Annotated in this window: 18 protein-coding genes; 12 read left to right on the top strand and 6 right to left on the bottom strand. The window is 64.0% G+C overall.

Annotated elements, in window-relative coordinates; genetic code table 11:
• Nucleotides 1–237 precede the first annotated feature (237 nt).
• The 8 genes from H9Q75_RS08085 to recQ all read left to right on the top strand — a co-directional run bounded on the left by H9Q75_RS08085 (nt 238) and on the right by recQ (nt 7,556).
• Complete coding sequence (locus H9Q75_RS08085; protein ID WP_186565929.1) at nt 238–1,617, top strand: CitMHS family transporter; 1,380 nt, start codon at nt 238–240, stop codon at nt 1,615–1,617.
• Between the two features lie 39 nt (nt 1,618–1,656).
• Nucleotides 1,657–3,003, top strand: coding sequence for an acyclic terpene utilization AtuA family protein (locus H9Q75_RS08080; protein ID WP_186565927.1), 1,347 nt, complete (start codon nt 1,657–1,659; stop codon nt 3,001–3,003).
• 14 nt (nt 3,004–3,017) lie between these two features.
• Entirely contained in the window at nt 3,018–3,317 is a 300-nt protein-coding gene (locus H9Q75_RS08075) for an AtuA-related protein (protein ID WP_186565925.1), read from the top strand.
• Nucleotides 3,318–3,433: 116 nt separating this feature from the next.
• Complete coding sequence (locus H9Q75_RS12790) at nt 3,434–3,559, top strand: hypothetical protein (protein WP_279287653.1); 126 nt, start codon at nt 3,434–3,436, stop codon at nt 3,557–3,559.
• Nucleotides 3,541–4,845 carry a recombinase family protein gene (locus H9Q75_RS08070; protein ID WP_186565923.1) on the top strand — a complete coding sequence of 435 codons (1,305 nt, stop codon included), beginning with the start codon at nt 3,541–3,543 and terminating at the stop codon, nt 4,843–4,845. The genes H9Q75_RS12790 and H9Q75_RS08070 overlap by 19 nt, the downstream gene beginning before the upstream one ends.
• A 12-nt stretch (nt 4,846–4,857) precedes the next feature.
• The gene (locus H9Q75_RS08065; RefSeq protein WP_423788640.1) at nt 4,858–5,058 is read left to right on the top strand and encodes a hypothetical protein; all 201 of its coding nucleotides are present in this window, start codon (nt 4,858–4,860) and stop codon (nt 5,056–5,058) included.
• Nucleotides 5,059–5,060: 2 nt separating this feature from the next.
• The gene (locus H9Q75_RS08060) at nt 5,061–5,645 is read left to right on the top strand and encodes a dipicolinate synthase subunit B (RefSeq protein ID WP_186565921.1); all 585 of its coding nucleotides are present in this window, start codon (nt 5,061–5,063) and stop codon (nt 5,643–5,645) included.
• 96 nt (nt 5,646–5,741) lie between these two features.
• Nucleotides 5,742–7,556 (top strand): DNA helicase RecQ, encoded by a 1,815-nt coding sequence (recQ, locus tag H9Q75_RS08055; RefSeq protein ID WP_186565919.1) that lies wholly within the window; start codon nt 5,742–5,744, stop codon nt 7,554–7,556.
• 58 nt (nt 7,557–7,614) lie between these two features.
• Here the strand turns inward: recQ and asnA are convergent, their stop codons facing one another.
• The 5 genes from asnA to H9Q75_RS08030 all read right to left on the bottom strand — a co-directional run bounded on the left by asnA (nt 7,615) and on the right by H9Q75_RS08030 (nt 11,806).
• A complete protein-coding gene (asnA, locus tag H9Q75_RS08050; protein ID WP_186565917.1) occupies nt 7,615–8,628 on the bottom strand; it encodes an aspartate--ammonia ligase in 1,014 nt (337 codons plus the stop codon).
• A 72-nt stretch (nt 8,629–8,700) separates the two neighbouring features.
• Complete coding sequence (locus H9Q75_RS08045; protein WP_186565915.1) at nt 8,701–9,174, bottom strand: LURP-one-related family protein; 474 nt, start codon at nt 9,172–9,174, stop codon at nt 8,701–8,703.
• 166 nt (nt 9,175–9,340) lie between these two features.
• Nucleotides 9,341–9,649, bottom strand: coding sequence for a GNAT family N-acetyltransferase (locus H9Q75_RS08040; RefSeq protein WP_186565987.1), 309 nt, complete (start codon nt 9,647–9,649; stop codon nt 9,341–9,343).
• Nucleotides 9,650–9,666: 17 nt separating this feature from the next.
• Nucleotides 9,667–11,016, bottom strand: a complete 1,350-nt coding sequence (gene rlmD, locus H9Q75_RS08035) for a 23S rRNA (uracil(1939)-C(5))-methyltransferase RlmD (protein ID WP_186565913.1) — start codon at nt 11,014–11,016, stop codon at nt 9,667–9,669.
• On the bottom strand, nt 11,009–11,806 hold the full coding sequence (locus H9Q75_RS08030; RefSeq protein WP_243200743.1) for a PdaC/SigV domain-containing protein: 798 nt from the start codon (nt 11,804–11,806) through the stop codon (nt 11,009–11,011). The genes rlmD and H9Q75_RS08030 overlap by 8 nt, the downstream gene beginning before the upstream one ends.
• A 265-nt stretch (nt 11,807–12,071) precedes the next feature.
• Between H9Q75_RS08030 and secA the strand changes: the two genes are divergently transcribed.
• From secA to H9Q75_RS08010, 4 genes are all read left to right on the top strand, one after another.
• Nucleotides 12,072–14,819: a preprotein translocase subunit SecA gene (gene secA / locus H9Q75_RS08025; RefSeq protein WP_186565909.1), complete on the top strand. Its 2,748-nt coding sequence runs from the start codon at nt 12,072–12,074 to the stop codon at nt 14,817–14,819.
• Between the two features lie 72 nt (nt 14,820–14,891).
• Nucleotides 14,892–15,713, top strand: a complete 822-nt coding sequence (pgeF, locus tag H9Q75_RS08020; RefSeq protein WP_186565907.1) for a peptidoglycan editing factor PgeF — start codon at nt 14,892–14,894, stop codon at nt 15,711–15,713.
• The gene (locus tag H9Q75_RS08015; RefSeq protein WP_186565905.1) at nt 15,710–17,272 is read left to right on the top strand and encodes an ABC transporter substrate-binding protein; all 1,563 of its coding nucleotides are present in this window, start codon (nt 15,710–15,712) and stop codon (nt 17,270–17,272) included. The genes pgeF and H9Q75_RS08015 overlap by 4 nt, the downstream gene beginning before the upstream one ends.
• Nucleotides 17,273–17,292: 20 nt before the next feature.
• Nucleotides 17,293–20,979, top strand: a complete 3,687-nt coding sequence (locus tag H9Q75_RS08010) for a phosphoribosylformylglycinamidine synthase (RefSeq protein ID WP_186565903.1) — start codon at nt 17,293–17,295, stop codon at nt 20,977–20,979.
• Nucleotides 20,980–21,035: 56 nt separating this feature from the next.
• On the opposite strand, the gene H9Q75_RS08005 is transcribed toward H9Q75_RS08010, so the two are convergent.
• The gene (locus H9Q75_RS08005) at nt 21,036–21,473 is read right to left on the bottom strand and encodes a PaaI family thioesterase (RefSeq protein WP_186565901.1); all 438 of its coding nucleotides are present in this window, start codon (nt 21,471–21,473) and stop codon (nt 21,036–21,038) included.
• Nucleotides 21,474–21,664 lie beyond the last annotated feature (191 nt).

The raw sequence follows: 21,664 nt of genomic DNA, 5'->3' as shown, positions 1-21,664 counted from the left end.
AGATACGGCAAGGAACCACCGACCTTTTTCGGGAAAATCGGCCGCCCCAATTTCTAAAAAACTGGAAATTGGAGCGGCCTTATCCTTTGTGGGAAAAGGAAGATAAACCAGCTGGGGCGCAGCGGATTGCGGGGAAAACAGAGCGGCTGCTTAAAAGTTGGCACGAAAATTGCAATTAATTTGGCTGTACGCAGCTTTGGGAATTGGTTGCAATTTGTTAAGAGGAGGAATACCAACATGTCAGCACTCGCAATACTCGGATTTGTAACGGTCATCGTGATGCTCGTGCTCATTATGACCAAAAAGGCGTCACCCCTGGTGGCCCTGATCGCAGTCCCCGTCATTACCGGCATTATCGCCTGCTTCTTCATCGCAGTGGTCCCGGAGGGGGCCGCAGAGGGGACCCCCGGCGTCATTGACTTTGTCGCCAACTTCAAGAGCCTGGGTAAGATGATCACCGGCTCCTCCGGCATCGGCTCTGTGGCCGCCACCGGCGTCATGTTCATCTTCTCCATCCTGTTCTTCGGTGTTCTGACCGACGCGGGTACCTTCCGCCCCATCATCGGCGGCATTACCAAGTTTATGGGCACCGATCCGGTAAAGATCGCCATCGGCACTGCCATTCTGGCCATGTGCGTCCATCTGGATGGCTCCGGCGCCGTTACCTTCCTGATCTGCATCCCTCCGCTGGTGCCTCTGTACGACGCGGTGGGCATGAAGCGCACCACCTTGGCCACCATTGTGGCCCTGGCCGCCGGCACCATGAATATCCTCCCCTGGGGCGGCCCCACCATTCGCGCCGCCACCGCCCTGCAGGTGGATGTGGTAAAGGATCTGTTTATGCCCGTGCTGCCCGCGGTCATCGTGGGTCTGGTCTGTGTGGTTGTGTTCGCCGCCTTTATGGGCAAGCGTGAGAAGGCGCGTATCGGTGCTGTGGCTCTGGCCAGCGCCAACGTCACCGCCGCTGAGCTCACCGATGAGCAGAAGGCCCTGCTGCGGCCCAAGCTGTTCCCTGTGAACATTATTCTCATTCTTGCTGCGATTCTGTCCCTGCTGTTCTCCGGCTTTGCCCCGGCCGTGGTCTTTATGGTGTTCTATGTGCTGGCCACTGTCATTAACTACCCCAGCGTCAAGGAGTCCAAGGCCCGTGTGGACGCCCATGCCAAGGAGTGCCTGATGATGTGCTCCGTGCTCTTTGCCGCCGGCTGCTTTACCGGCATTATGAAGGGCACCGGCATGATCACCGAGATGGCCACTGCCCTCACCGCCCTGATTCCCGCGTCTCTGGGCCGCTTCTTCCCCATTATCACCGGCGTGATTGCCATGCCCGCCTCTCTGCTCTTTGACCCCGATTCCTTCTACTACGGCGTACTGCCCGTGCTGGCACAGACCGCCGAGGGCTTCGGCGTGGCCGGCGTCAACGTGGGTCAGGCCGCCATCCTGGGCCAGATGACCACGGGCTTCCCGGTCTCTCCGCTGACTGCCTCCACCTTCCTGCTGGTGGGCCTGGCCGGTGTGGACCTGGGCGAGCACCAGAAAAAGACCATCCCCGCGGCTTTCCTGCTGACCATCATTATGCTGGTGGTGGGCGTCATTACCGGTGGGATCACCATCTGACCATACATCTAGGTTTCGTTTGAGAAAGGAAGTCTTATTATGAGAAGCATCCGTATCGGCAGCGGCGCGGGCTACGCTGGTGACCGCCTGGAGCCCTCCCTGGAGCTCATTGAAAAGGGCAACCTGGATTACATCAGCTATGAGTGCTTGGCTGAGCGCACCATTGCCATCGGCCAGCAGGCCAAGCTGAAGGACCCCACCAAGGGCTATAACGGCCTGCTGGAGCACCGCATGGAGAAGGCTCTACCCCTGTGCTGGGAGCACAAGGTGAAGCTCATCACCAACATGGGCTCCGCCAATCCCCAGGCCGCGGCCAAGAAGTGCGTGGAGATCGCCCGCAAGCACGGTCTCAGCGGCATGAAGATCGCCTGCGTCACCGGCGACGACCTGTTGCCTGTCATCGACAAGTATATGGACACTGAGGTGTGGGAGACCCATGAGCCGCTGTCCAAGCTGCCCGGCGAGATTGTCTCCGCCAACGCCTACATGGGTGTGGAGGGCATTCTAAAGGCCCTGGATCTGGGCGCCGACGTGGTCATCACCGGCCGCGTGTCCGACCCGGCCATCTTCATGGCCCCCATCATCCATGAGTTCGGCTGGTCTCTGGACGACTGGGATAAGCTGGGCAAGGGCACCATGGTGGGCCACCTGCTGGAGTGCGGCGGACAGGTCACCGGCGGCTACTTTGCCGAGCCCGGCAAAAAGGATGTGCCCGGCGTGGGCCACCTGGGCTTCCCCATCATTGAGATCAGCGAGGACGGCTCCTTCTTTGTGACCAAGGTTCCCGAGGCGGGCGGCATGGTCACCGTGGAGACCTGCTCCGAGCAGATCGTCTACGAGATTCACGACCCGGAGAATTACTTCACCCCCGACGTGGTGGCCAACTTCAAGCAGGTCAAGTTCACCCAGACCGCCAAGGATGTGGTCAAGGTAGAGGGCGCCACCGGCAAGGAAAAGACCCAGACCTTCAAGTGTTCCATCGGCTACCGCGACTGCTTTATCGGTGACGGCGAAATCAGCTACGGCGGCCCCGGCTGCGTCAACCGCGCCAAGCTGGCCCTGGAGATCCTGAAGGAGCGCCTGGAGCTGGTTGCGCCCAACGTGTTTGACGAGCTGAAGTTCGATATCATCGGCTGCAACAGCCTGTACTGGAACCCCGACTTCAAGTATAGTGAAGAGCCCAGCGAGGTGCGCGTCCGGGTGGCCGGCCGCGCCAAGACCAAGGCCGAGGCCGACATTATCGCCAACGAGGTGGAGGCCCTGTACACCAACGGCCCCGCCGGCGGCTGCGGCGCGGTCAAGCGCACCCGGGACATCGTCTCGGTGGCCTCCATCCTGGTCAACCGCGACGATGTGCATCCCGAAGCTGAGATTTTTGAAGTCTAAGGAGGTTTTTCACTATGAAACTCTGGGATATCGCCCACTCCCGCACCGGAGACAAGGGCAACATTTCCAATATCTCCCTCATCGCCTATGATCCCAAGGATTTTGAGCTCCTGAAGGAGAAGGTCACCGCCGAGAAGGTAAAAGAGCACTTCAAGGGCATGGTCAAGGGCGAGGTGGTCCGCTATGAGCTACCCAACATCCACGCCCTCAATTTCGTCATGTACGCCGCCCTGGGCGGCGGCGTGACCCGCTCCCTGTCTGTGGATATGCACGGCAAGGGCCTGAGCTCTTACCTGCTGAACATGGACATCTGAATTTTGAAAAAAGGGACCCCGGCCGCCAGGCCGGGGTCCCTTTTTTGTGTCCGGGCCGGCCGGGCATACCCGTCCCCGCCGCAGAATAGCATAGCAGGAGAAGGGGGCGATGGGGAATGGAACGCGACGTGCCGGTGACGTGCCGTTTTTCCGAGCAGGGGGAGACGCTGGAACAGCTGCTGCGGCAGCTGCTGGCGCTGGAAAACGGGGAACGGGAGCAGCCTTGGCCGCCCCGCGGGTAGGTCTTTACCTCCGCCTGTCCCGAGACGACGAGAATGGGCGGGAGGAATCCATGAGTATCTCCAACCAGCGGGCCTTTCTGCTGGGCTATGTGCGAGAGCGGGGGTGGACGGCGGCGGCGGAGTACGCCGACGACGGGTGGTCGGGCACAACCTTCCAGCGGCCCGCTTTTCAGCGGCTGCTGGCGGACATTGAGGCACGGCGCATCGATACGGTGGTCACCAAGGATCTGTCTCGCCTGGGCAGGGATCAGATCGGAACCCTCTACTATTATCAGGTCTATTTCCCCACCCACGGGGTGCGCTACATCGCAGTCAACGAGGGGGTGGATACGGCGTCCGGCCTTGGGAACAGCCTGGCGCTGCCCTTCCTGGCCGCAGCAAACGATTTTTATACTGCGGATATCTCCCGCAAGGTGCGCACCGCCCTGGACACCCGCAGACGGGAGGGGCTGTTTATCGGGTCCGCACCTCCGCTGGGCTACCAAAAGGACCCGGCGCAAAAGGGACATCTGCTGCCCGACCCCACCGCCGCCTGGGTGGCGGTACGGGTGTTTCAGACCTATCTGGCTCTGGAGTCTGTGCTGGGGACCGCGAAGGCCCTTACCCGGGCCGGGGTGCCCACCCCGGCGGCCTGCCGGAGCGGCGCGGGGGGCGGGGTGTGGAGCGACACCATGGTGCGCCGGATCCTCACCAACCCCACCTACGCCGGGCACCTGACCCAGCGGCGCACGGAAAAGCTGGGGTATAAGGTGAACCGTCGGCGGACGTTGTCCGCGGAGGAGTGGGTCACCATCCCCAACACCCACGCGCCCCTGGTCAGCCAGGCGGATTTTGACCAGGCGCAGCGACTGCTGCGCACCCACAGCTATACCCCGGCGGCCGGGGCGCGCCGGCTGCTCACCGGCCTTGTGTTCTGTGCCTGCTGCGGCGCGCCCATGGCCTGTGTGCGGACCGCGGGCGGCGCGGTGCTGGTGTGTAGCCGGTACCGCCGCTCCGGACGGCTGGGCCTGTGTACGCCCCACCGGGTGCGGGAGGCGGCGGTCCTGCAGGCGCTGACCGACCAGCTGCGCCGCCTGAGTGCGGAAATCGGGCCGGAGGCGCTCGTCTGTGCCCCGAACCGCCGAAAGAAAGCGGAGGAGCCCCAGCGCGCCGTCCAGGCCGCCCGCCGGCTGCTCGCCTTTGACCCGCCGGAGCGGAGGACTCTGGTTACCCTGGTGGAGCGCGTCCTGGTGGGGGAGCGGGGAGAGCTGGAGTTGGTGTTTCGGTTTCGGGCACAGGAGGGATAAGGGGAAAACAGCGTGGACGGGATCCCGTCCACGCTGTTTTTGTCGCCGGTCCGGCCATTTCCCACACCAGCCGGGGTGGACTTTGATGCCGCCGCCCGACTGGGCACACGAGTCATCTGGGCTCTGTCCCTGCCCGGCAAGGTGGCTCCGGTGACGGCGGGCAGAAGCATCAAAAACACCATTTATAACATTCTGCACGAGTTGGGAGTGTAACTATGGAAGCAATCAGAGTGGGATACGCCTTCTGCGGGTCCTTCTGTACTTACGACCGGGCCATGGCGGCCTTGGAACAGGTGCGCGCCAGGTTTGAGGATGTGGTCCCTATTGTCTCGGAAACCAGCGCCGCCACGGACACCCGTTTCGGCAACGCCCATGATTTCCTCCGGGAGATGGAGCGCATCTGCGGCAGACGGGTGGTGGACACCATTGCAAAGGCAGAGCCCATCGGTCCCCAGGGGCTGCTGGATGTGCTGGTCATCTGTCCCTGTACGGGAAACACCCTGGCCAAGCTGGCCTGCGGGATTACGGACACGGCGGTGACTATGGCGGCCAAGGCCCACCTGCGCAACGGCAGGCCCCTGGTTATCGCCGTATCCACCAATGATGCCCTGGCCGGCTCTGCCAAAAACATCGGGGCTTTGCTGGACAAAAAGAACGTGTATTTTGTCCCGTTCCGCCAGGATGACCCGGTGAGGAAGCCCACCTCCGTGGTGGCGGATTTCGGCCAGGTGACGCAGACGATTGAGGCCGCTCTGGCGGGAAAGCAGCTCCAGCCGCTCCTGCTGGGACCGGCCGGGTGACCGAGGGGAGGGCCCGCAGGCCCTCCCCTTGCCATTGAAAAAGACCCGGTGGGCGCGGTATAATGGAACAAACACAGGATAAAGGAGCCGCGCGCCATGGAATTGCAGAACGCATTGAAAACCTACTTCGGCTATTCGCACTTCCGGGAGGGACAGGAGGAGATCGTCTCCGCCCTCCTCTCCGGTCGGGACGTGGCGGCGGTGATGCCCACCGGGGCGGGCAAATCCCTGTGCTTTCAGCTGCCCGCCCTGATGATGGAGGGCGTTACGCTGGTGGTTTCCCCGCTTATTTCCCTGATGCGGGACCAGGTGGCTGCCCTGGTCCAGGCAGGCATACCCGCCGCCTTCCTCAACAGCGCCCTGACCGAGCGGCAGTATGCCCTGGCCCTGGAGCGTGCCCGGGCAGGGCAGTATAAGCTGATCTACGTGGCGCCGGAGCGGCTGGAGACCGAGCGGTTTTTGGATTTTGCCCTCCGTGCTCCTATCTCCCTGGTGGCGGTGGACGAGGCCCACTGCGTCTCCCAGTGGGGGCAGGATTTCCGCCCCCATTATCTGGCCATTCCGGATTTTGTGGACAGGCTGCCCCGGCGGCCGGTGGTGGCCGCATTTACGGCCACCGCCACCCAGACCGTGCGGCGGGACATCCGGACGCTGCTGAAGCTGCGGGATCCCTTCCAGCTGGTCACCGGCTTTGACCGGCCCAACCTCTGTTTTGAGGTGCGACGGGGCCGGGAGAGGGACAAACCGGGCTGGCTGCGGGAAATTGTGGCCGCCCACCCAGGGGAGAGCGGCATCGTATACTGTGCCACCCGCAAGGGGGTGGAGCAGGTATGCCGGGACCTTCAGGCCCAAGGGGTGTCCGCCGCCCGCTACCACGCGGGCCTGGAGCAGGAGGAGCGGCGGGAGAGCCAGGAGGATTTTCTCTATGACCGGGTGCGGGTGATGGTGGCCACCAACGCCTTCGGCATGGGCATTGACAAGTCTGATGTGCGCTACGTGGTCCACTACAACATGCCCAAGGACATGGAGAGCTATTACCAGGAGGCGGGGCGCGCCGGGCGGGACGGCGAGCCGGCCCGGTGTATTCTGCTTTACGGTCCCAGGGATGAGGCCACGGCCCGCTTTCTCATCCGGCAGGACCGGGAGAACGACGCCCTGGACCCGGCCGCCCTGGAGCAGGTGCGGGAGCGGGACTACGCCCGCCTGAAGCAGATGACGGCCTACTGCCATACCCAGGGCTGTCTGCGCCAGTACATCCTGGACTACTTCGGCGAGGGGGCCGCGGGCCGCTGCGGGAACTGCGGTAACTGCTGCCGGGTCACGGAGGAGGAGGATATCACCCGCCAGGCCCAGGCCATTCTGCGCTGCGTGGCCGAGAGCGGGCAGCGCTTCGGCCGGGGCGTGATCGCGGACGTGCTGCGGGGCTCGGAGAGTCAAAAGCTCCGCCAGTGGGGGCTGAAGCGCCTGGAGAGTTACGGCGCGCTGAAAGGGGCGCGGCGGGAGCAGGTGGACGGATGGCTTCGGGCCCTGGAGGAGCAGGAGTACCTGCTCCAGCTGGGGGGGCAGTATCCCACGCTGCGCCTGGGGGAGCGGGCCCGCTGGGTGCTGGACGGGGAGAGCGCGGTGACCATCACTGTGGAGCGGCGGGCGGAGCCGGAGAAAAAGCGGGCGCCGGCGGCCGACAAGGCCGGGGACGAGCGGCTCTTCCAGCGGCTGCGCGCCCTGCGGTCCGTTTTGGCCCGGGGCCAGAAGATCCCGCCCTACATGGTATTCTCCGACGCCACGCTCCGGGACATGTGCGCCAAGCGCCCGGGGAGCGAGGCGGAGCTGCTGGAGGTCTCCGGCGTGGGAAGGACCAAGCTGGAGCGCTATGGCGCGGCGTTTCTGAAGGAGATCCGGGAAAACACATAGAAAGAGCCAGGCGATCTCAGACCGCCCGGCTTTTCTTACATGATAGGGCAGACCGGCGTTACAGCAGTACGACTCCGGCGTCCTGGCAGACCTGTATGGTCTCCGGGTCCCAGACGCTGGCCTGCACCTCGCCGATATGGGCCTTGCCCAGAAGGAGCATGCACAGGCGGGACTGGCCGATACCGCCGCCGATGGTCAGAGGGAGCTTTCCCTCCAGCAGCATCCGGTGGAAGGGCAGCGCCCGCCGCTCGTCGCACCCGGCGATGGTCAGTTGCCGGTCCAGGGCCGCCGGGTCCACCCGGATGCCCATGGAGGACACCTCAAAGGCCCGCTCCAGCACCGGGTTCCACAGCAGGATATCCCCGTTGAGGGTCCAGTCGTCGTAGTCGGGGGCGCGGCCATCGTGGGGGGCTCCGGACTTCAGGGCCCCGCCGATGCCCATCAGGAAGGTGACGGGGTACTCCTTCACCCAGGCGTCTTCCCGCTCCTTGGGGGAGAGGGCGGGCCAGCGGTCCTCCAGCTCCTGGGTGGTGACAAAGGACACCTCGCTCTCCAGCTGGGGCAGGGCGGTCAGCTGGGGGAATACCGCCCGCAGGGTGGCCTGGGTCTCGCCCATGGCCCTGACGATGGCGCGCACCGTGTCCTTCAGATAGTCCACATTCCGGTCCCGGGGGGCGATGACCTTCTCCCAGTCCCACTGGTCCACATAGACCGAATGGAGGTTGTCCAGCTCCTCGTCCCGGCGGATGGCGTTCATGTCCGTGTACAGCCCCTCGCCTACGGAGAACTGGTAGCGGTAGAGGGCCATGCGCTTCCACTTGGCCAGGGAGTGGACCACCTGGGCCTCCCGCCCGGCAAAGGGGATGTCAAAGGAAACCGCCCGCTCCACGCCGTTCAGATCGTCGTTCAGGCCGGTGGAGGCCTCCACAAACAGGGGGGCGGAGACCCGGCGCAGATGGAGGGCGCCACCCAGGGTGTCCTCAAACAGGCGCTTGAGCAGGCCGATAGCCTTCTGGGTGTCATACAGGTTCAGGCAGGGGGCGTACCCCTGAGGAATCACAGTCCGGAGCATGGAACTACCTCGCAATCAGAAAGAATGATTTATTATACCCGCCGGAAGGAGAGAAATCAAGGCGGGAGCTCGTCAATTTCCGGCGGAGCATTTGGCCGCGTCAATGGCCAGCACAATCATCAGGCACAGCAGCGCATCCTCCGGGCGCACAATATCCAGTGTATAGGTGTCCGTCCAGTGAAACAGTTCCTTGGAGGCCTGCATGACCAGGCCGCCTGCGCGGTCCACAACGGTGTAGTCCCACTCCAGAAAATTGCCCTCCACCTGCCAGCCGCTGCAGTCCAGCTGAAAGCGGGGGCGGAAGAAGGTAAATTCCTTTCGGATGCAGCCCAGGTATTCCTCTCCGATGTACAGGGCAAAGCGGGGGAGGAAGGTGAGCACCTCCTCCTTTACGGTGCCCAGATGGTCCCCGGCAGGGCCGTAGATCTCCAGCCGGTGCCCCCAGGAGAGCTTCCCCTCCACCGTGTACACGGTGCGGCCGGCCTCGTCATAGATGTCATAGCTGTCAAACCAGGAGAAAAAGCGCTGACGAAACAGCAGTTTCACAGCCAATCGGCTCCTTTCCGTACAAAAGCTGCGGGCTCAGGCCCGGTCCAGAACGCAGACGGTCTCCACGTGGGTCGAGACGATGCCGTGAATGTCGAAACAACTCGGAAACTAATCTACCACCCACAGTACGCGGGAACATATCGACCCGACAAACCGGGATTTATCAGTTTAATTCCCGCCTCATAGAAACTAGTTCTTGCCAGCCTTGGAAACGAGAAATAAAACCTCTGGGATTTCTTCCAAATTCAATAAATCCCATTTTTCTATACAGCGTGATTGCACCCGTATTATCGCTCACAACCTCTAATTCCAATTGAGAATATCCAGCACTTTTTGAAAATTCAACACAAGCTGCTGTCAAAGCCTCTCCTATGCCGATACCCCAGTAGTCCTTATCAATCGCTATACCAAACTCTGCGCGGTGCTTAACTTTATTTGGACCAATAGAAAAAACACTAGCAGCTCCGACAATAGTTCTGTAGTTTCAACCTAGGTACGAGACAAGAGAACTACCGTTTCTACATGGGCGGTGCGGGGAAAGAGGTCCACCGCCACGGCCTCCCGGGCGACGTAGCCCAGAGCGGCGAAGCGGGCCACGTCCCGGGCCAGGGTGCCCGGATCACAGGAGACATAGACCACCCGGCGGGGGGCCATGCCCGCCACGGTCTCCACCACGTCGGGGGCGAGGCCCTTCCTAGGCGGATCCACACAGACCACGTCGGGGCGCACTCCCTCCGCGGCCAAGCGGCGGGCCGCCTGACCGGCGTCAGCGCAGAAAAATTCCGCGTTGGACACGCCGTTGCGGGCGGCGTTGGCCCTAGCGTCCTCCACCGCCTGGGGGATCACCTCCACCCCGTAAACCCGGCCCGCCCGGCGGGCCATGCACAGGCTGATGGTGCCGATGCCGCAGTACAGGTCCAGCACGGTCTCCCGTCCGGTGAGCCCGGCCAGCTCCAGAGCCCGGCCGTAGAGCACCTCCGCCTGGTCGGCGTTGACCTGATAGAAGGAGGGCACCGACAGGCGGAACTCCAGGCCGCACAGGGTATCTGTCAGCGCGTCCTCCCCCCAGAGGGTACGGTAGGCGTCCCCCAGGATTACGTTGTTCTTCTTCTCATTGATCCCCAGCACCACCCCGGCCAGACCGGGCTCGGCGGCGCGCAGAGCGCAGACCAGATCCGCCTCGTGGGGGACGGCCTGCCCGTTGACCAGCAGGCAGAACAGGGACTGGCCCGCCCGGTTGGTACGGACATATACATGGCGCACCAGGCCCTTGCCGGTGCGCTCGTCATAGGCGCTGATGTGATAACGGCGCATCCAGTCCGCCGCTGCGGCGCGCAGGCGGGCGGCGGGGAGGGGCTGCAGCAGGCAGTCCGGGGCGTCGATGACCCTATGGGAGCGGGCCTGATAGAAGCCGATCCTCGGCCCAGCGGACACGGGGAACTGCACCTTGTTGCGGTAGCGCTCCGGCTGCGGGGCCCCCAGAATGACGGGCACGGCCAGCTCCGTCCCGCCGATGCGGCGCAGGGCGTCCTCCACCTTTGCGCGCTTGGCCTCCAGCTCCTCGGTATAGGTCATGTGGCGGTAGGCGCAGCCGCCGCATCGGCCGTAGAGGGGGCAGTCCGGTGTCTGCCGGGCGGGGGAGGGGGAGATGGGCCGGACTGCCCGGCCCCAGATGGCGCTGCGCCCCACCTTGGTGAGCTTTACCTCACACACCTCGCCCCGGATGCCCCCCTGGACAAAGACCACCATGCCGTCCAGCCGGGCCACCCCGGCGCCATCACCGGCATAGCCGGTGATGGCCAGAGGATAAATCTCGTTTTCCGCTGGGCGCTTATCCATTTCGCATCCAGGCGGACAGGTCATCATAGGAAACAGTGGCCTCCGCAGGGCTGTTCAGGCCAGGGACCTGCCCCCCCTGAATCCAGAAGGTGCAGCCCTCGTCGGTAAAGTAAAAGCTCTCCGGCTGGAAGTTGGCCGCCACGCCGGTGCGCTCCAGATCGTAGGCCGCGGCCAGGGCGTCGATGGCGGCGTCGGATACCGCGTCGGCGTCGGTAAAGAAGTCGGCAAAGCCCAGCTTCTGCCCGGTGAGGGGGTCAAACTGCTCGGACAGGCGGAATACATTGGGATGGGCCCCGCCGCTGTTCACATACCACTCCCGGCAGACGCTCACCACTGTGTCGTCCTGACGGGTGACCTTGTAGGTCATCTCCTGCACCGTGGCCTGGAAGGGTAGATTGGAGGAGGTGGACACCTCATAGTCGGCCACCGACAGCTCGTAGAGCTCCTCGGCCTCGGCCATGCGGGCGGCGCCCTCCGTCTTGTACCACTGGTTGATGGCCTCGCCGGCAGGGTATTCGTCGGTGTTGCGCACCAGGGGCAGCTGATAGGAGACGGAGAGGACCAGGTTGCCATCCCCGGCGGTATAGTCCTTGGCAAATACCTGCTCGCTCCAGTCGGGATCGGCCGTGGGGGCGGGGATGGGCTTGGGCGTGGGCTCCGGCGTGGGTGTGGGCGTGGCCACGGGGGTGGGTTCCGGCGTGGGGGTGGGCGTGGGCTGAGGGGGCCGCTTGGAACAGGCGGACAGGCCCAGCAGGAGAGCCAGCGCCAGCGGAAGAATCATTCGTTTCATAATAAGCTCCTTTTTCATAGGCAGAAGGTGTGCCTTTATTTTACCATCCCGGCGGCTCGGCGTAAATGGGAAAAAAGAGATTCCCTGCCGGATGGGTGCTGTATGTTTTGCCTGGAAACCGGCCGGGGCGGCCCGGCGTTTGTTTACAATTTTCTCTTTATTTATAAGAGGTGGATGTGGTATACTTAATCGTTAAAACCACATGCCAAAGGATCGCGCTGCCCGCGCAGGCGGGCGATGACAGATAAGAAAGGTGAATCGACCTATGGGACTTCTGAAAAAACTTTTCGGCACCACCTCGGAAAAGCAGGTCAAGGCCATTCTGCCCCTGGTGAACAAGATCGAGGCGCTGGAAGAGGAATACAAGGGGCTGACCGATCAGCAGCTCCAGGCCAAGACTCCGGAATTCAAGGCGCGCCTGGCCAATGGCGAGACCCTGGACGACATCCTGCCCGAGGCCTTTGCCGCCTGCCGGGAGGCCGCCTGGCGCGTGCTGGGCATGCGGCCCTACCGGGTGCAGCTCATCGGCGGCATCATCCTCCACCAGGGGCGCATCGCCGAGATGAAAACCGGCGAGGGCAAGACCCTGGTGGCCACCCTGCCCGCCTACCTCAACGCCCTGTCCGGCGAGGGGGTGCACATCGTCACGGTGAACGACTACCTGGCCAAGCGCGACAGCGAGTGGATGGGCAAGGTCTACCGCTTTATGGGCCTCACCGTGGGCCTGGTGATCCACGACGTGAAGCCCGGCGAGCGCAAAGCCGCCTATGACGCGGACATTACCTACGGCACCAACAATGAGTTCGGCTTCGACTACCTGCGGGACAACATGGCCATCTATAAGACGGAGATGGTGCAGCGGGGCCACAATTTCGCCATTGTGGACGAGGTGGACTCCATCCTCATCGACGAGGCCCGCACCCCACTCATCATCTCCGGCCAGGGGGATAAGTCCACCCAGCTCTACACCATTGTGGATTCCTTTGTCTCCCGCCTGAAGTGCAAGAAGGTCACCAGTGTGGACACCAAGGAGGAGGAGGACGAAAACGAGGAGGCCGACTACATCGTAGATGAGAAGGCCAAGACCGCCACCCTCACCGCCCGGGGCATCGCCAAGGCGGAGCAGCAGTTCCAGCTGGAGAACCTGGCCGACCCGGAGAACACCACCCTCTCCCACCACATTAACCAGGCCATCAAGGCCCACGGCATCATGAAGCGGGACATCGACTACGTGGTGAAGGACGGCGAGGTCATCATCGTGGACGAGTTTACCGGCCGACTGATGTTCGGCCGGCGCTACAACGAGGGCCTGCACCAGGCCATCGAGGCCAAGGAGCACGTGGAGGTGGCCCGGGAGTCCAAGACGCTGGCCACCATCACCTTCCAGAATTATTTCCGCCTGTACACCAAGCTCTCCGGCATGACCGGTACCGCCATGACCGAGGAGGAGGAGTTCGGCACCATCTATGCCCTGGACATTGTGGAAATCCCCACCAACAAGCCCCTGGCCCGTGTGGACCATCCGGACGTGGTGTACAAGACCGAGGCGGGGAAATTCCGGGCCATTGTCAACCAGATTGAGGAGTGCCACACCAAGGGGCAGCCCGTGCTGGTGGGAACCATTTCCATCGAGAAATCGGAGTACCTGTCCGGCCTGCTGAAAAAGAAGGGCATCAAACACAACGTCCTCAACGCGAAAAACCATGAGAAGGAAGCCGAAATTGTGGCCCAGGCGGGCAAGCTCAACGCCGTCACTGTGGCCACCAACATGGCCGGCCGAGGCACCGACATCATGCTGGGCGGCAATGCGGAGTTCCTGGCAAAGGCAGACCTGAAGAAAGCCGGGCTGACGGACGAGCTCATCGCCGAGGCCACCGGCTTCGCCGAGACGGACAACCAGGAAATTCTGGAGGCCCGGCGGATGTTCTCCGAGGCGGAGGCCAAATATAAGGACGAGATCAAGGAGGAGGCCGACAAGGTGCGCGCCGCCGGGGGCCTGTTCATCCTGGGCACCGAGCGGCACGAGTCCCGCCGCATCGACAACCAGCTGCGCGGCCGCGCCGGCCGGCAGGGCGACCCGGGCGAGACCCGCTTCTACCTGTCCCTGGAGGACGACATTATGCGCCTGTTCGGCTCCGAGCGGGTGAAGGGCATGATGGAGCGGCTGGGCGTGGACGAGGACACCCCCATCGACGCCAAGATCCTCTCCGGCGCCATTGAGAACGCCCAGAAGCAGGTGGAGTCCCGCAACTTCCAGACCCGCAAGACCGTGCTGGAATACGACGACGTGATGAACACCCAGCGGGAGGTCATTTACAAGCAGCGCCGCCAGGTGCTGGACGGGGAGAACCTGAAGGACTCCATGCAGAACATGCTCACCACCGTGATCTCCAACGAAGTAAACGCCCACATGGGCGAGGGGCATATGGACGAGGAGGGCTGGCGCGAGACGCGCGCCCAGTTCCAGGGTCAGTTCCTGCGTCCGGGCGAGCTGAACCTGAGCGGTGAGGAGCTGGCCGGGTATGACGCCGACGGCCTGGTGGAGCTGCTCCACCAGCGGGCCGCGGACATCTACGCCAGAAAAGAGACGGAGCTGGGCGAGCCGCTGATGCGGGAGCTGGAGCGGGTCATGATGCTCCGCGTGGTGGACGAGTACTGGATGGACCACCTGGACAACATGACCGAGCTGCGCCAGGGCATCGGCCTGCGGGCCTATGGCCAGAGCGACCCGGTGGTGGAGTATAAGCGCGAGGGCTATGAGATGTTCGAGGAGATGATCGCGGCCATCCAGGCCGAGACCATCCGCCGGGTGTTCCTGGCCCGGGTGCAGGTGGGCGGAGCCGTCAAGCGCGAGCGGGTAGCCAAGGTGACCGGAGAGAGTGCAGGCAGCGACGGCACAGTGAAAAAGCAGCCCGTAAAGAAGGCCCATAAAATCGGCCCCAACGAACCCTGTCCGTGCGGGAGCGGGAAGAAGTTCAAGAAGTGCACCTGTAAAGAGTACCATCCCGATTAAGGGGCCAATGCGGGCAACCCTGTTTTCCCGATTTCCTTCCGGCAGTTACGATTTTCTGTAAGAGGATTTTTTATGAATATCACCGAACGCAATGTAAATGGCGTGGTGTATCTCACCGCCGACGGCTTTGAGGCCGCCGGCGGTGTGGCCCACGGCTTTTCCACCCGGCTGGGCGGTGTGTCCCAGGGGATTTATTCCTCCCTGAATCTGGGCTTTCGCCGGGGGGACGACCCCAAACATGTGGCGGAGAATTACCGCATTTTCTGCGCTGCCATCGGGGTGGACCCGGCCAAGCTGGTGTTTACCAATCAGGTCCACGGAGACATTGTGCGCACCGTCACTGCTGCAGACGCCCGGGAGGGGCTGAATGCGGTGGTGGAATATGAGGCCGATGGCCTGATGACCGATGTGCCCGGTGTGGCACTCACGGTATTTTCTGCGGACTGTCTGCCTATCCTGCTCTACGACCCGGTGCGCCGGGCGGTGGCCGCCGTCCACGCGGGCTGGCGGGGGACTGCCTCTGGCATTGTCACCCGGGCGGTGGAGAAGATGCGGGACTGCTATGGCACCGACCCGGCGGACTTGCTGGCCGCCATCGGCCCCGGTATCTCCAAGTGTTGTTTTGAGACCCATGAGGACGTGCCCAACGCCATGACCGAGGCCATGGGTGCCTGCGCCCTGCACAGCATCGAGGTGCTGCCCACCGGCAAATTCCGGGTGGATCTGAAGGGCCTCAACGCCGAGCGGCTGGAGAACGCGGGGGTTCTGCCTGAGCATATTGCTGTTTCGCAGGACTGTACCGCCTGTCTGCCTGAGCGCTACTGGTCCCACCGGGTGACTCAGGGGCAACGGGGCAGCCAGGCTGCCGTGATTGCCCTGACTGACCCGGTATGAAGCGCGCGGCGCTGCTGCGGCTGACCGCCGGAGTTTTGGCTCTGGGACTGTGCTGCGCCCTGGCCGGATGCGGCTCAGACGCGCCCCGGATTGAGGCCACGCCCGCGCCCTCCCCAACGGCCACGCCCCTTCCCACGGCTGAGCCGGAGCAGACGGCGTTTACCCTGCCCTGTTATCCGGAGGCGGGGTTTCACCCGTTTACCGGCTCCAACCGCACCAATCTGTCCCTGGGCGGGCTGATCTATGAGGGGCTCTTTGAGCTGGACGGCAGCTTTGAGCCCCAGAACCTGCTGTGCAGTAGCTACACGGTGTCTGAGGACGGGCTCACCTGGACGTTTGCCCTGCGCGGCGGGGTAACCTTTTCCGACGGCAGCCCGCTGACCGCCGCGGAGGCGGCCGCCTCCCTGAACGCGGCCCGGAACAGCGCCCTCTATTCCGCCCGGCTGGCCGGCATCCGGAGCGTTGCGGCCTCCGACGGGGCGGTGACGCTTGTCCTGAACACCCCGAACGGCGGCCTGCCAGCACTGCTGGACATACCCATTGTCAAGGACGGCGGAGGAAGCCTGCCCCTGGGGACCGGCCCATATGTGCTCAGCGGCGCGGGGGAAAGCCTCTCCCTTACGGCCCGCTCCGGCTGGTGGCAGGGGCGGAGCCTGCCGGTCGATGTGATTCCCCTGCGGGCGATCCAGGCGGCGGGAGATCTGATTCACGCCTTTGACACCCGGGAGATCACACTGGTGGCCACGGATCTCACCGGCACCAATACCCTGGGCTTTTCCGGTTCCTATGAGACGACGGACTACCCCACCAGCGTGATGCTGTATGTGGGCTTTAACTGCACATCCGGGCTGTGCCGGGACCAGAGCGTACGCCAGGCCCTCCAGCGGAGCATGGACCGCTCCGCAGTCTCCACCGCGCTGCTCTCCCGGCACGCACGGCCGGCTGATCTGCCCGTCGCGCCAGAGAGCGCGCTCTACGACGCCGCTCTGGCGGATACACTGAGCTACTCCCCCCAGGCGGCGGAAGAGACGCTGGCGGCGGCGGGATGGAGCAAGGCGGATGGGATTTATACCAAGGGGCACCAGAGCATGCAGCTTACCCTGCTGACATCCACGGACAATGTGGACAAGCTGGCCGTGGCCGAGTACCTGGCCCGGAGCCTGACCCAGGCCGGCTTTGCCGTGACGCTGGAGCAGCTGCCCTGGGAGGAGTATCTGACGGCCCTGGGGCAGGGGGCGTTTGATCTCTACCTGGGGGAGGTGCGCATGACCGCGGATTTTGACCCAACAGCGCTTCTCTCCCCGGACGGGGCGCTGAACTACGGCGGCTATTCGGACCAGACGGCTGTGCAGCGGCTGGCCGCACTCCGTGCTGCCCGGGGAGAGGAGCGGTCTGCGGCCGCGCAGGCCCTCTATCAGCGGCTGGCGGAGCAGCCGGCCTTTGCGGTGCTCTGCTTTAAGAATTGGTCGGTGCTGACCCAGTGGAGACAGGTTTCCGGCCTGACGCCCACCCAGCAGAATGTGTTTTACGGCTTTGCAGACTGGGCCGTCGGCCCATAGAGAGAACAGGGGAGTTTGGAATGGGAAACGTATTTCGCTGCTATGTGGAGAAAAGGCCGCCTTTCGCCGTGGAGGGGGCGCATCTGCTGCAGGAGCTCCGGGGCGCGCTGGGCCTGACCGGGCTGGCCGGCGTGCGCATCCTCCGTCGGTACGACGTGGAGGGGGTGGACTGGGGTGCCTATGAGGCCGCCCGCACCACCGTCCTGTCCGAACCCCAGGTGGACAACGTATATGAGGAGGATCTGCCGCCGGTCCAGGGGGCCCATACCCTCCTGGCGGTGGAGGCCCTACCTGGCCAGTATGACCAGCGGGCGGACTCCTGCGCCCAGTGCATCCAGATGCTCACCGGCGGGGAGCGGCCTGTGGTGCGCTCCGCCACCCTGTACTTACTGGCGGGGGAACTGTCTGAGGCGGACATGGACAAGGCCAGGAGCTACCTCATCAACCCGGTGGAGAGCCGGGAGGCCTCCCTGGACAAGCCCGAGACCCTGATCCAGCAGTACCCCGAACCGGCGGATGTGCCGGTGCTGACGGGCTTCCGGGAGCTGGACCAGGAAGGTCTTGCCGCCCTGCTGGAGCAGTACGGCCTGGCCATGGACCTGGCGGACCTGACCTTCCTCCAGAGCTACTTCAAGGACGAGGAGCAGCGGGATCCCACCCTCACCGAGGTGCGGGTGGTGGACACCTACTGGTCCGACCACTGCCGCCACACCACCTTCTCCACCCACCTGGACCGGGTGGACATCCAGGACCCCACCATCAACGGTGCCTATCTCCGCTATCTGTCCGCCCGGGACGAGGTGTACGGGTCGGAAAAGGCCGCCAAGCGCCCCCAGACCCTGATGGACCTGGCTACCATCGGTACCAAGGTGCTGAAAAAGCGGGGCGAACTGCCTGAGCTGGACGAGAGCGAGGAGATCAACGCCTGCTCCATCCATGTCCCCGCCACGGTGGACGGCAAGGAGCAGGACTGGCTGCTGATGTTCAAGAACGAGACCCACAACCACCCCACCGAGATCGAGCCCTTCGGCGGCGCGGCCACCTGCATCGGCGGCTGCATCCGCGACCCCCTGTCCGGCCGGGTTTATGTCCACCAGGCCATGCGCCTCACCGGCTGCGGCGACCCCCGCACCCCGGTGGACCAGACCCTGGAGGGCCGTCTGCCCCAGCGGAAGATCGCCCAGACCGCGGCGGCGGGCTACTCCTCCTACGGCAACCAGATCGGTCTGGCCACCGGCCACGTGGCCGAGCTGTACCACGAGGGCTATATCGCCAAGCACCTGGAGTGCGGCGCGGTGGTGGGTGCCGCTCCCGCCGACCATGTCCGCCGCGAGGTGCCCGCCCCCGGCGACGTGGTCATCCTGCTGGGCGGCCGCACCGGCCGGGACGGCATCGGCGGCGCCACCGGCTCCTCCAAGAGCCACAACCTGAAGAGCCTGGACACCATGGCCAGCGAGGTGCAGAAGGGCAACGCCCCCGAGGAGCGCAAGCTCCAGCGGCTGTTCCGCAACCCCAATGTGACCCGGCTGATCAAGCGGTGCAACGACTTCGGCGCCGGCGGCGTATCGGTGGCCATCGGCGAGCTGGCCGACGGCCTTGCCATCGACCTGGACGCCGTGCGCAAGAAATATGACGGCCTGGACGGCACCGAAATCGCCATCTCCGAATCCCAGGAGCGGATGGCGGTGGTGGTGGCCCCTGAGGACGCCCAGACTTTGATGAACTTTGCCTCCTTCGAGAATTTGGAGGCCTACCAGGTGGCCACCGTCACCGAGAGCCCCCGGATGGTGATGACCTGGCGGGGCCAGACCGTGGCAAACCTGTCCCGCGCTTTCCTGAACACCAACGGCGCGGTGAAGCACGCCGCCGTGCAGGTGGCCCAGCGGCCCGCCCCCCAGACCTGGACCGAACGCTCCCTGTGGGAGCTGGCCCGGGAGCTGGACTACGCCTCCCGCCGGGGCCTCACCGAGCGGTTTGACGGCTCCATCGGCGCCGGCAGCGTGCTGATGCCCTTCGGCGGCAAGACTCAGCGCACCCCCGCCCAGGCCATGGCCGCCCTGTTCCCCGTGGAGCCGGGCCAGGAGACCGACCAGGCCTCCATCATGGCCTGGGGCTGCGACCCCAAGCAGCTCAGCCGGGACCCCTACTACGGCGCGGTGCAGGCTGTGGTCACTTCGGTGGCCAAGGTGGTGGCCGCAGGCGGCGATTACAAGAAGGTATACCTCACCCTCCAGGAGTTCTTTGAAAAGCTGCGGGAGGAGCCCCAGCGCTGGAGCAAGCCCTTCCAGGCCCTGCTGGGCGCCATGGATGCCCAGATCGGCCTGGGCTGCGCCGCCATCGGCGGCAAGGACTCCATGTCCGGCTCCTTCCTGGATCTGGACGTGCCCCCCACGCTGATTTCCTTCGCCATCGCCCCCGCCAGGGCGGGCGAGGTGCTCTCTCCCGAGTTCAAGGAGGCAGGCCATCCGGTCTACCTCTTCGGCGTGCCCCATCTGGGCGACTTCGCGGGCCAGAAGGCGGCCTGGGAAGCCTTCCACGCCCTGTGCCAGACCGGCAAGGTGAAGGCCGCCCGGGTGCTGGAGCCCGGCGGAGTGAAAGAGGCCGCCATGCAGATGTCCTTCGGCAACGGCATCGGCTTCACCATGGACGAAGGTTTCACCGGCCCCGCCTGCCAGGGCATGATCCTGGCCGAGTGCGACGGGGCCGTGGAGGGTGCCGTGCTGGTGGGCCATACCACCGCCCAGCCGGTGCTTACCTTCGGGGAGGACACCGCCTCCATTGACGAGCTGCTCTCCCTCAACGAGAATGTGCTGGAGGACGTGTACCCCACCAACACCGCTGAGACCGGGGCGGTGGAGGCCATTTCCTGGGCAGAGCGCTCCCCGGCGGTGTGCAAGTCCAAGATCGCCCGGCCCCGGGTGGTGATCCCCGTGTTCCCCGGCACCAACTGCGAGTACGATTCCGTGCGGGCCTGCCTGCGGGCGGGCATGACCGCCGAGACGGTGAATATCCGCAACCTGACCGCCGACGACCTGCTCCAGTCCGCCGTGGAGCTGGAGGGGGCCATCCGCAACGCCCAGATCGTCTTTATCCCCGGCGGTTTCTCCGGCGGAGACGAGCCCGACGGCTCCGCCAAGTTCATCTGCTCCTTCTTCCGCAACAGCCGCATCACCGACGCCGTCCACGACCTGCTGAAAAACCGGGACGGTCTGATGCTGGGCATCTGCAACGGTTTCCAGGCCCTCATCAAGCTGGGTCTGGTGCCCTACGGCGAGATCCGGGACATGGACGAGAACTGCCCCACCCTGACCCACAACACCATCGGCCGCCACCAGAGCAAGTACGTCACCACCCGGGTGGCCAGCGTCAACTCCCCCTGGATGCTGAAATCCAACGTGGGCGACCTCCACGCCATCCCCATCTCCCACGGCGAGGGCCGGTTCGTGGCCCCTCAGGCCGTGCTGGAGCAGCTGATCGCGGGCGGCCAGGTGGCCACCCAGTACGTGGACGAGGACGGCGTGCCCTCCATGGACATGGACGTGAACCCCAACGGCTCCCTGCTGGCCATCGAGGGCATCTTCTCCCCCGACGGCCGGGTGTTTGGCAAGATGGGCCACTCCGAGCGCTGCGGCCCCTTTGTGGGGCGCAATATCCCCGGTGAAAAGCACCAGCCCATTTTTGACAGCGGTGCGGCCTACTTTAAATAATGAAAAGGTACCCCCGGCGGGTTAAACCGCCGGGGGTACCTTGGTGTGTGGAACAATCAGGGATGCCGGAACTTCAGCTCGCCGATGATGGAAAAGTTAAAGGTGCCGATGGCCAGCTCCGTACCGGCCTCGTCACAGACCGTGGCGTGGACAATACAGACCTTTTTGCCCGCCTTGCGCACCTGGGCGGTGCAGACCAGCCGGCCAGGCCGGGCCGGGCGGAGAAAGGTCATCAGGCAGTCGTTGGTGACGCTCTGCACACCGAGGGTGCACACGGCAAAGCCGGCAATCGTATCGGCCAGGCCGGTCAGCGCCCCGCCGTGTACCATCTTCAGAGGATTGAGCGCCTGGTCCGACGCCAGAAGCTCCCCTTGGGCAAAGCCCTCCCGCAGAGCGGTGACCCGAATGTCGTTGTGGCCGGCATAGCCGTCCTTCAGCGAGTGGCGCAGCAGTTTCTCAAATAATACTTCCTGTGGAATGGATTCTGGGTCCATTATCATATGCCTCCATTTTAATGTGTGCTGTATAAAACAGTGCGAGTATAGAATTTAATATTTACTTTATCACGTGGAATCCCCATGGTCAAGCGTAAAACCGGGATGAACAGATAAAACAGAAAAGGAAGAAACCGGGCATTTCAGCCCGGTTTCTTCCACAGGGGATATGTGAAAGGTAGAGATAGGGG

The organism is Lawsonibacter celer (assembly GCF_014281125.1).
GTDB classification, from domain to species: domain Bacteria; phylum Bacillota; class Clostridia; order Oscillospirales; family Oscillospiraceae; genus Lawsonibacter_B; species Lawsonibacter_B celer.
The sequence above is the reverse complement of the archived record's forward strand: the minus strand, read 5'-3'. Positions and strand labels throughout refer to the sequence as shown.

Bases quoted from the DNA above. Each gene is read 5' to 3' on its own strand.
- secA (WP_186565909.1), top strand. From the start codon at position 12,072: ATGGGACTTCTGAAAAAACTTTTCGGCACCACCTCGGAAAAGCAGGTC.
- asnA (WP_186565917.1), bottom strand. From the start codon at position 8,628: ATGCTCCGGACTGTGATTCCTCAGGGGTACGCCCCCTGCCTGAACCTG.
- H9Q75_RS12790 (WP_279287653.1), top strand. From the start codon at position 3,434: ATGGAACGCGACGTGCCGGTGACGTGCCGTTTTTCCGAGCAGGGGGAG.
- H9Q75_RS08015 (WP_186565905.1), top strand. From the start codon at position 15,710: ATGAAGCGCGCGGCGCTGCTGCGGCTGACCGCCGGAGTTTTGGCTCTG.
- H9Q75_RS08010 (WP_186565903.1), top strand. From the start codon at position 17,293: ATGGGAAACGTATTTCGCTGCTATGTGGAGAAAAGGCCGCCTTTCGCC.
- H9Q75_RS08075 (WP_186565925.1), top strand. From the start codon at position 3,018: ATGAAACTCTGGGATATCGCCCACTCCCGCACCGGAGACAAGGGCAAC.
- H9Q75_RS08030 (WP_243200743.1), bottom strand. From the start codon at position 11,806: ATGAAACGAATGATTCTTCCGCTGGCGCTGGCTCTCCTGCTGGGCCTG.
- H9Q75_RS08085 (WP_186565929.1), top strand. From the start codon at position 238: ATGTCAGCACTCGCAATACTCGGATTTGTAACGGTCATCGTGATGCTC.
- rlmD (WP_186565913.1), bottom strand. From the start codon at position 11,016: ATGGATAAGCGCCCAGCGGAAAACGAGATTTATCCTCTGGCCATCACC.
- recQ (WP_186565919.1), top strand. From the start codon at position 5,742: ATGGAATTGCAGAACGCATTGAAAACCTACTTCGGCTATTCGCACTTC.
- H9Q75_RS08080 (WP_186565927.1), top strand. From the start codon at position 1,657: ATGAGAAGCATCCGTATCGGCAGCGGCGCGGGCTACGCTGGTGACCGC.
- H9Q75_RS08060 (WP_186565921.1), top strand. From the start codon at position 5,061: ATGGAAGCAATCAGAGTGGGATACGCCTTCTGCGGGTCCTTCTGTACT.
- pgeF (WP_186565907.1), top strand. From the start codon at position 14,892: ATGAATATCACCGAACGCAATGTAAATGGCGTGGTGTATCTCACCGCC.
- H9Q75_RS08005 (WP_186565901.1), bottom strand. From the start codon at position 21,473: ATGGACCCAGAATCCATTCCACAGGAAGTATTATTTGAGAAACTGCTG.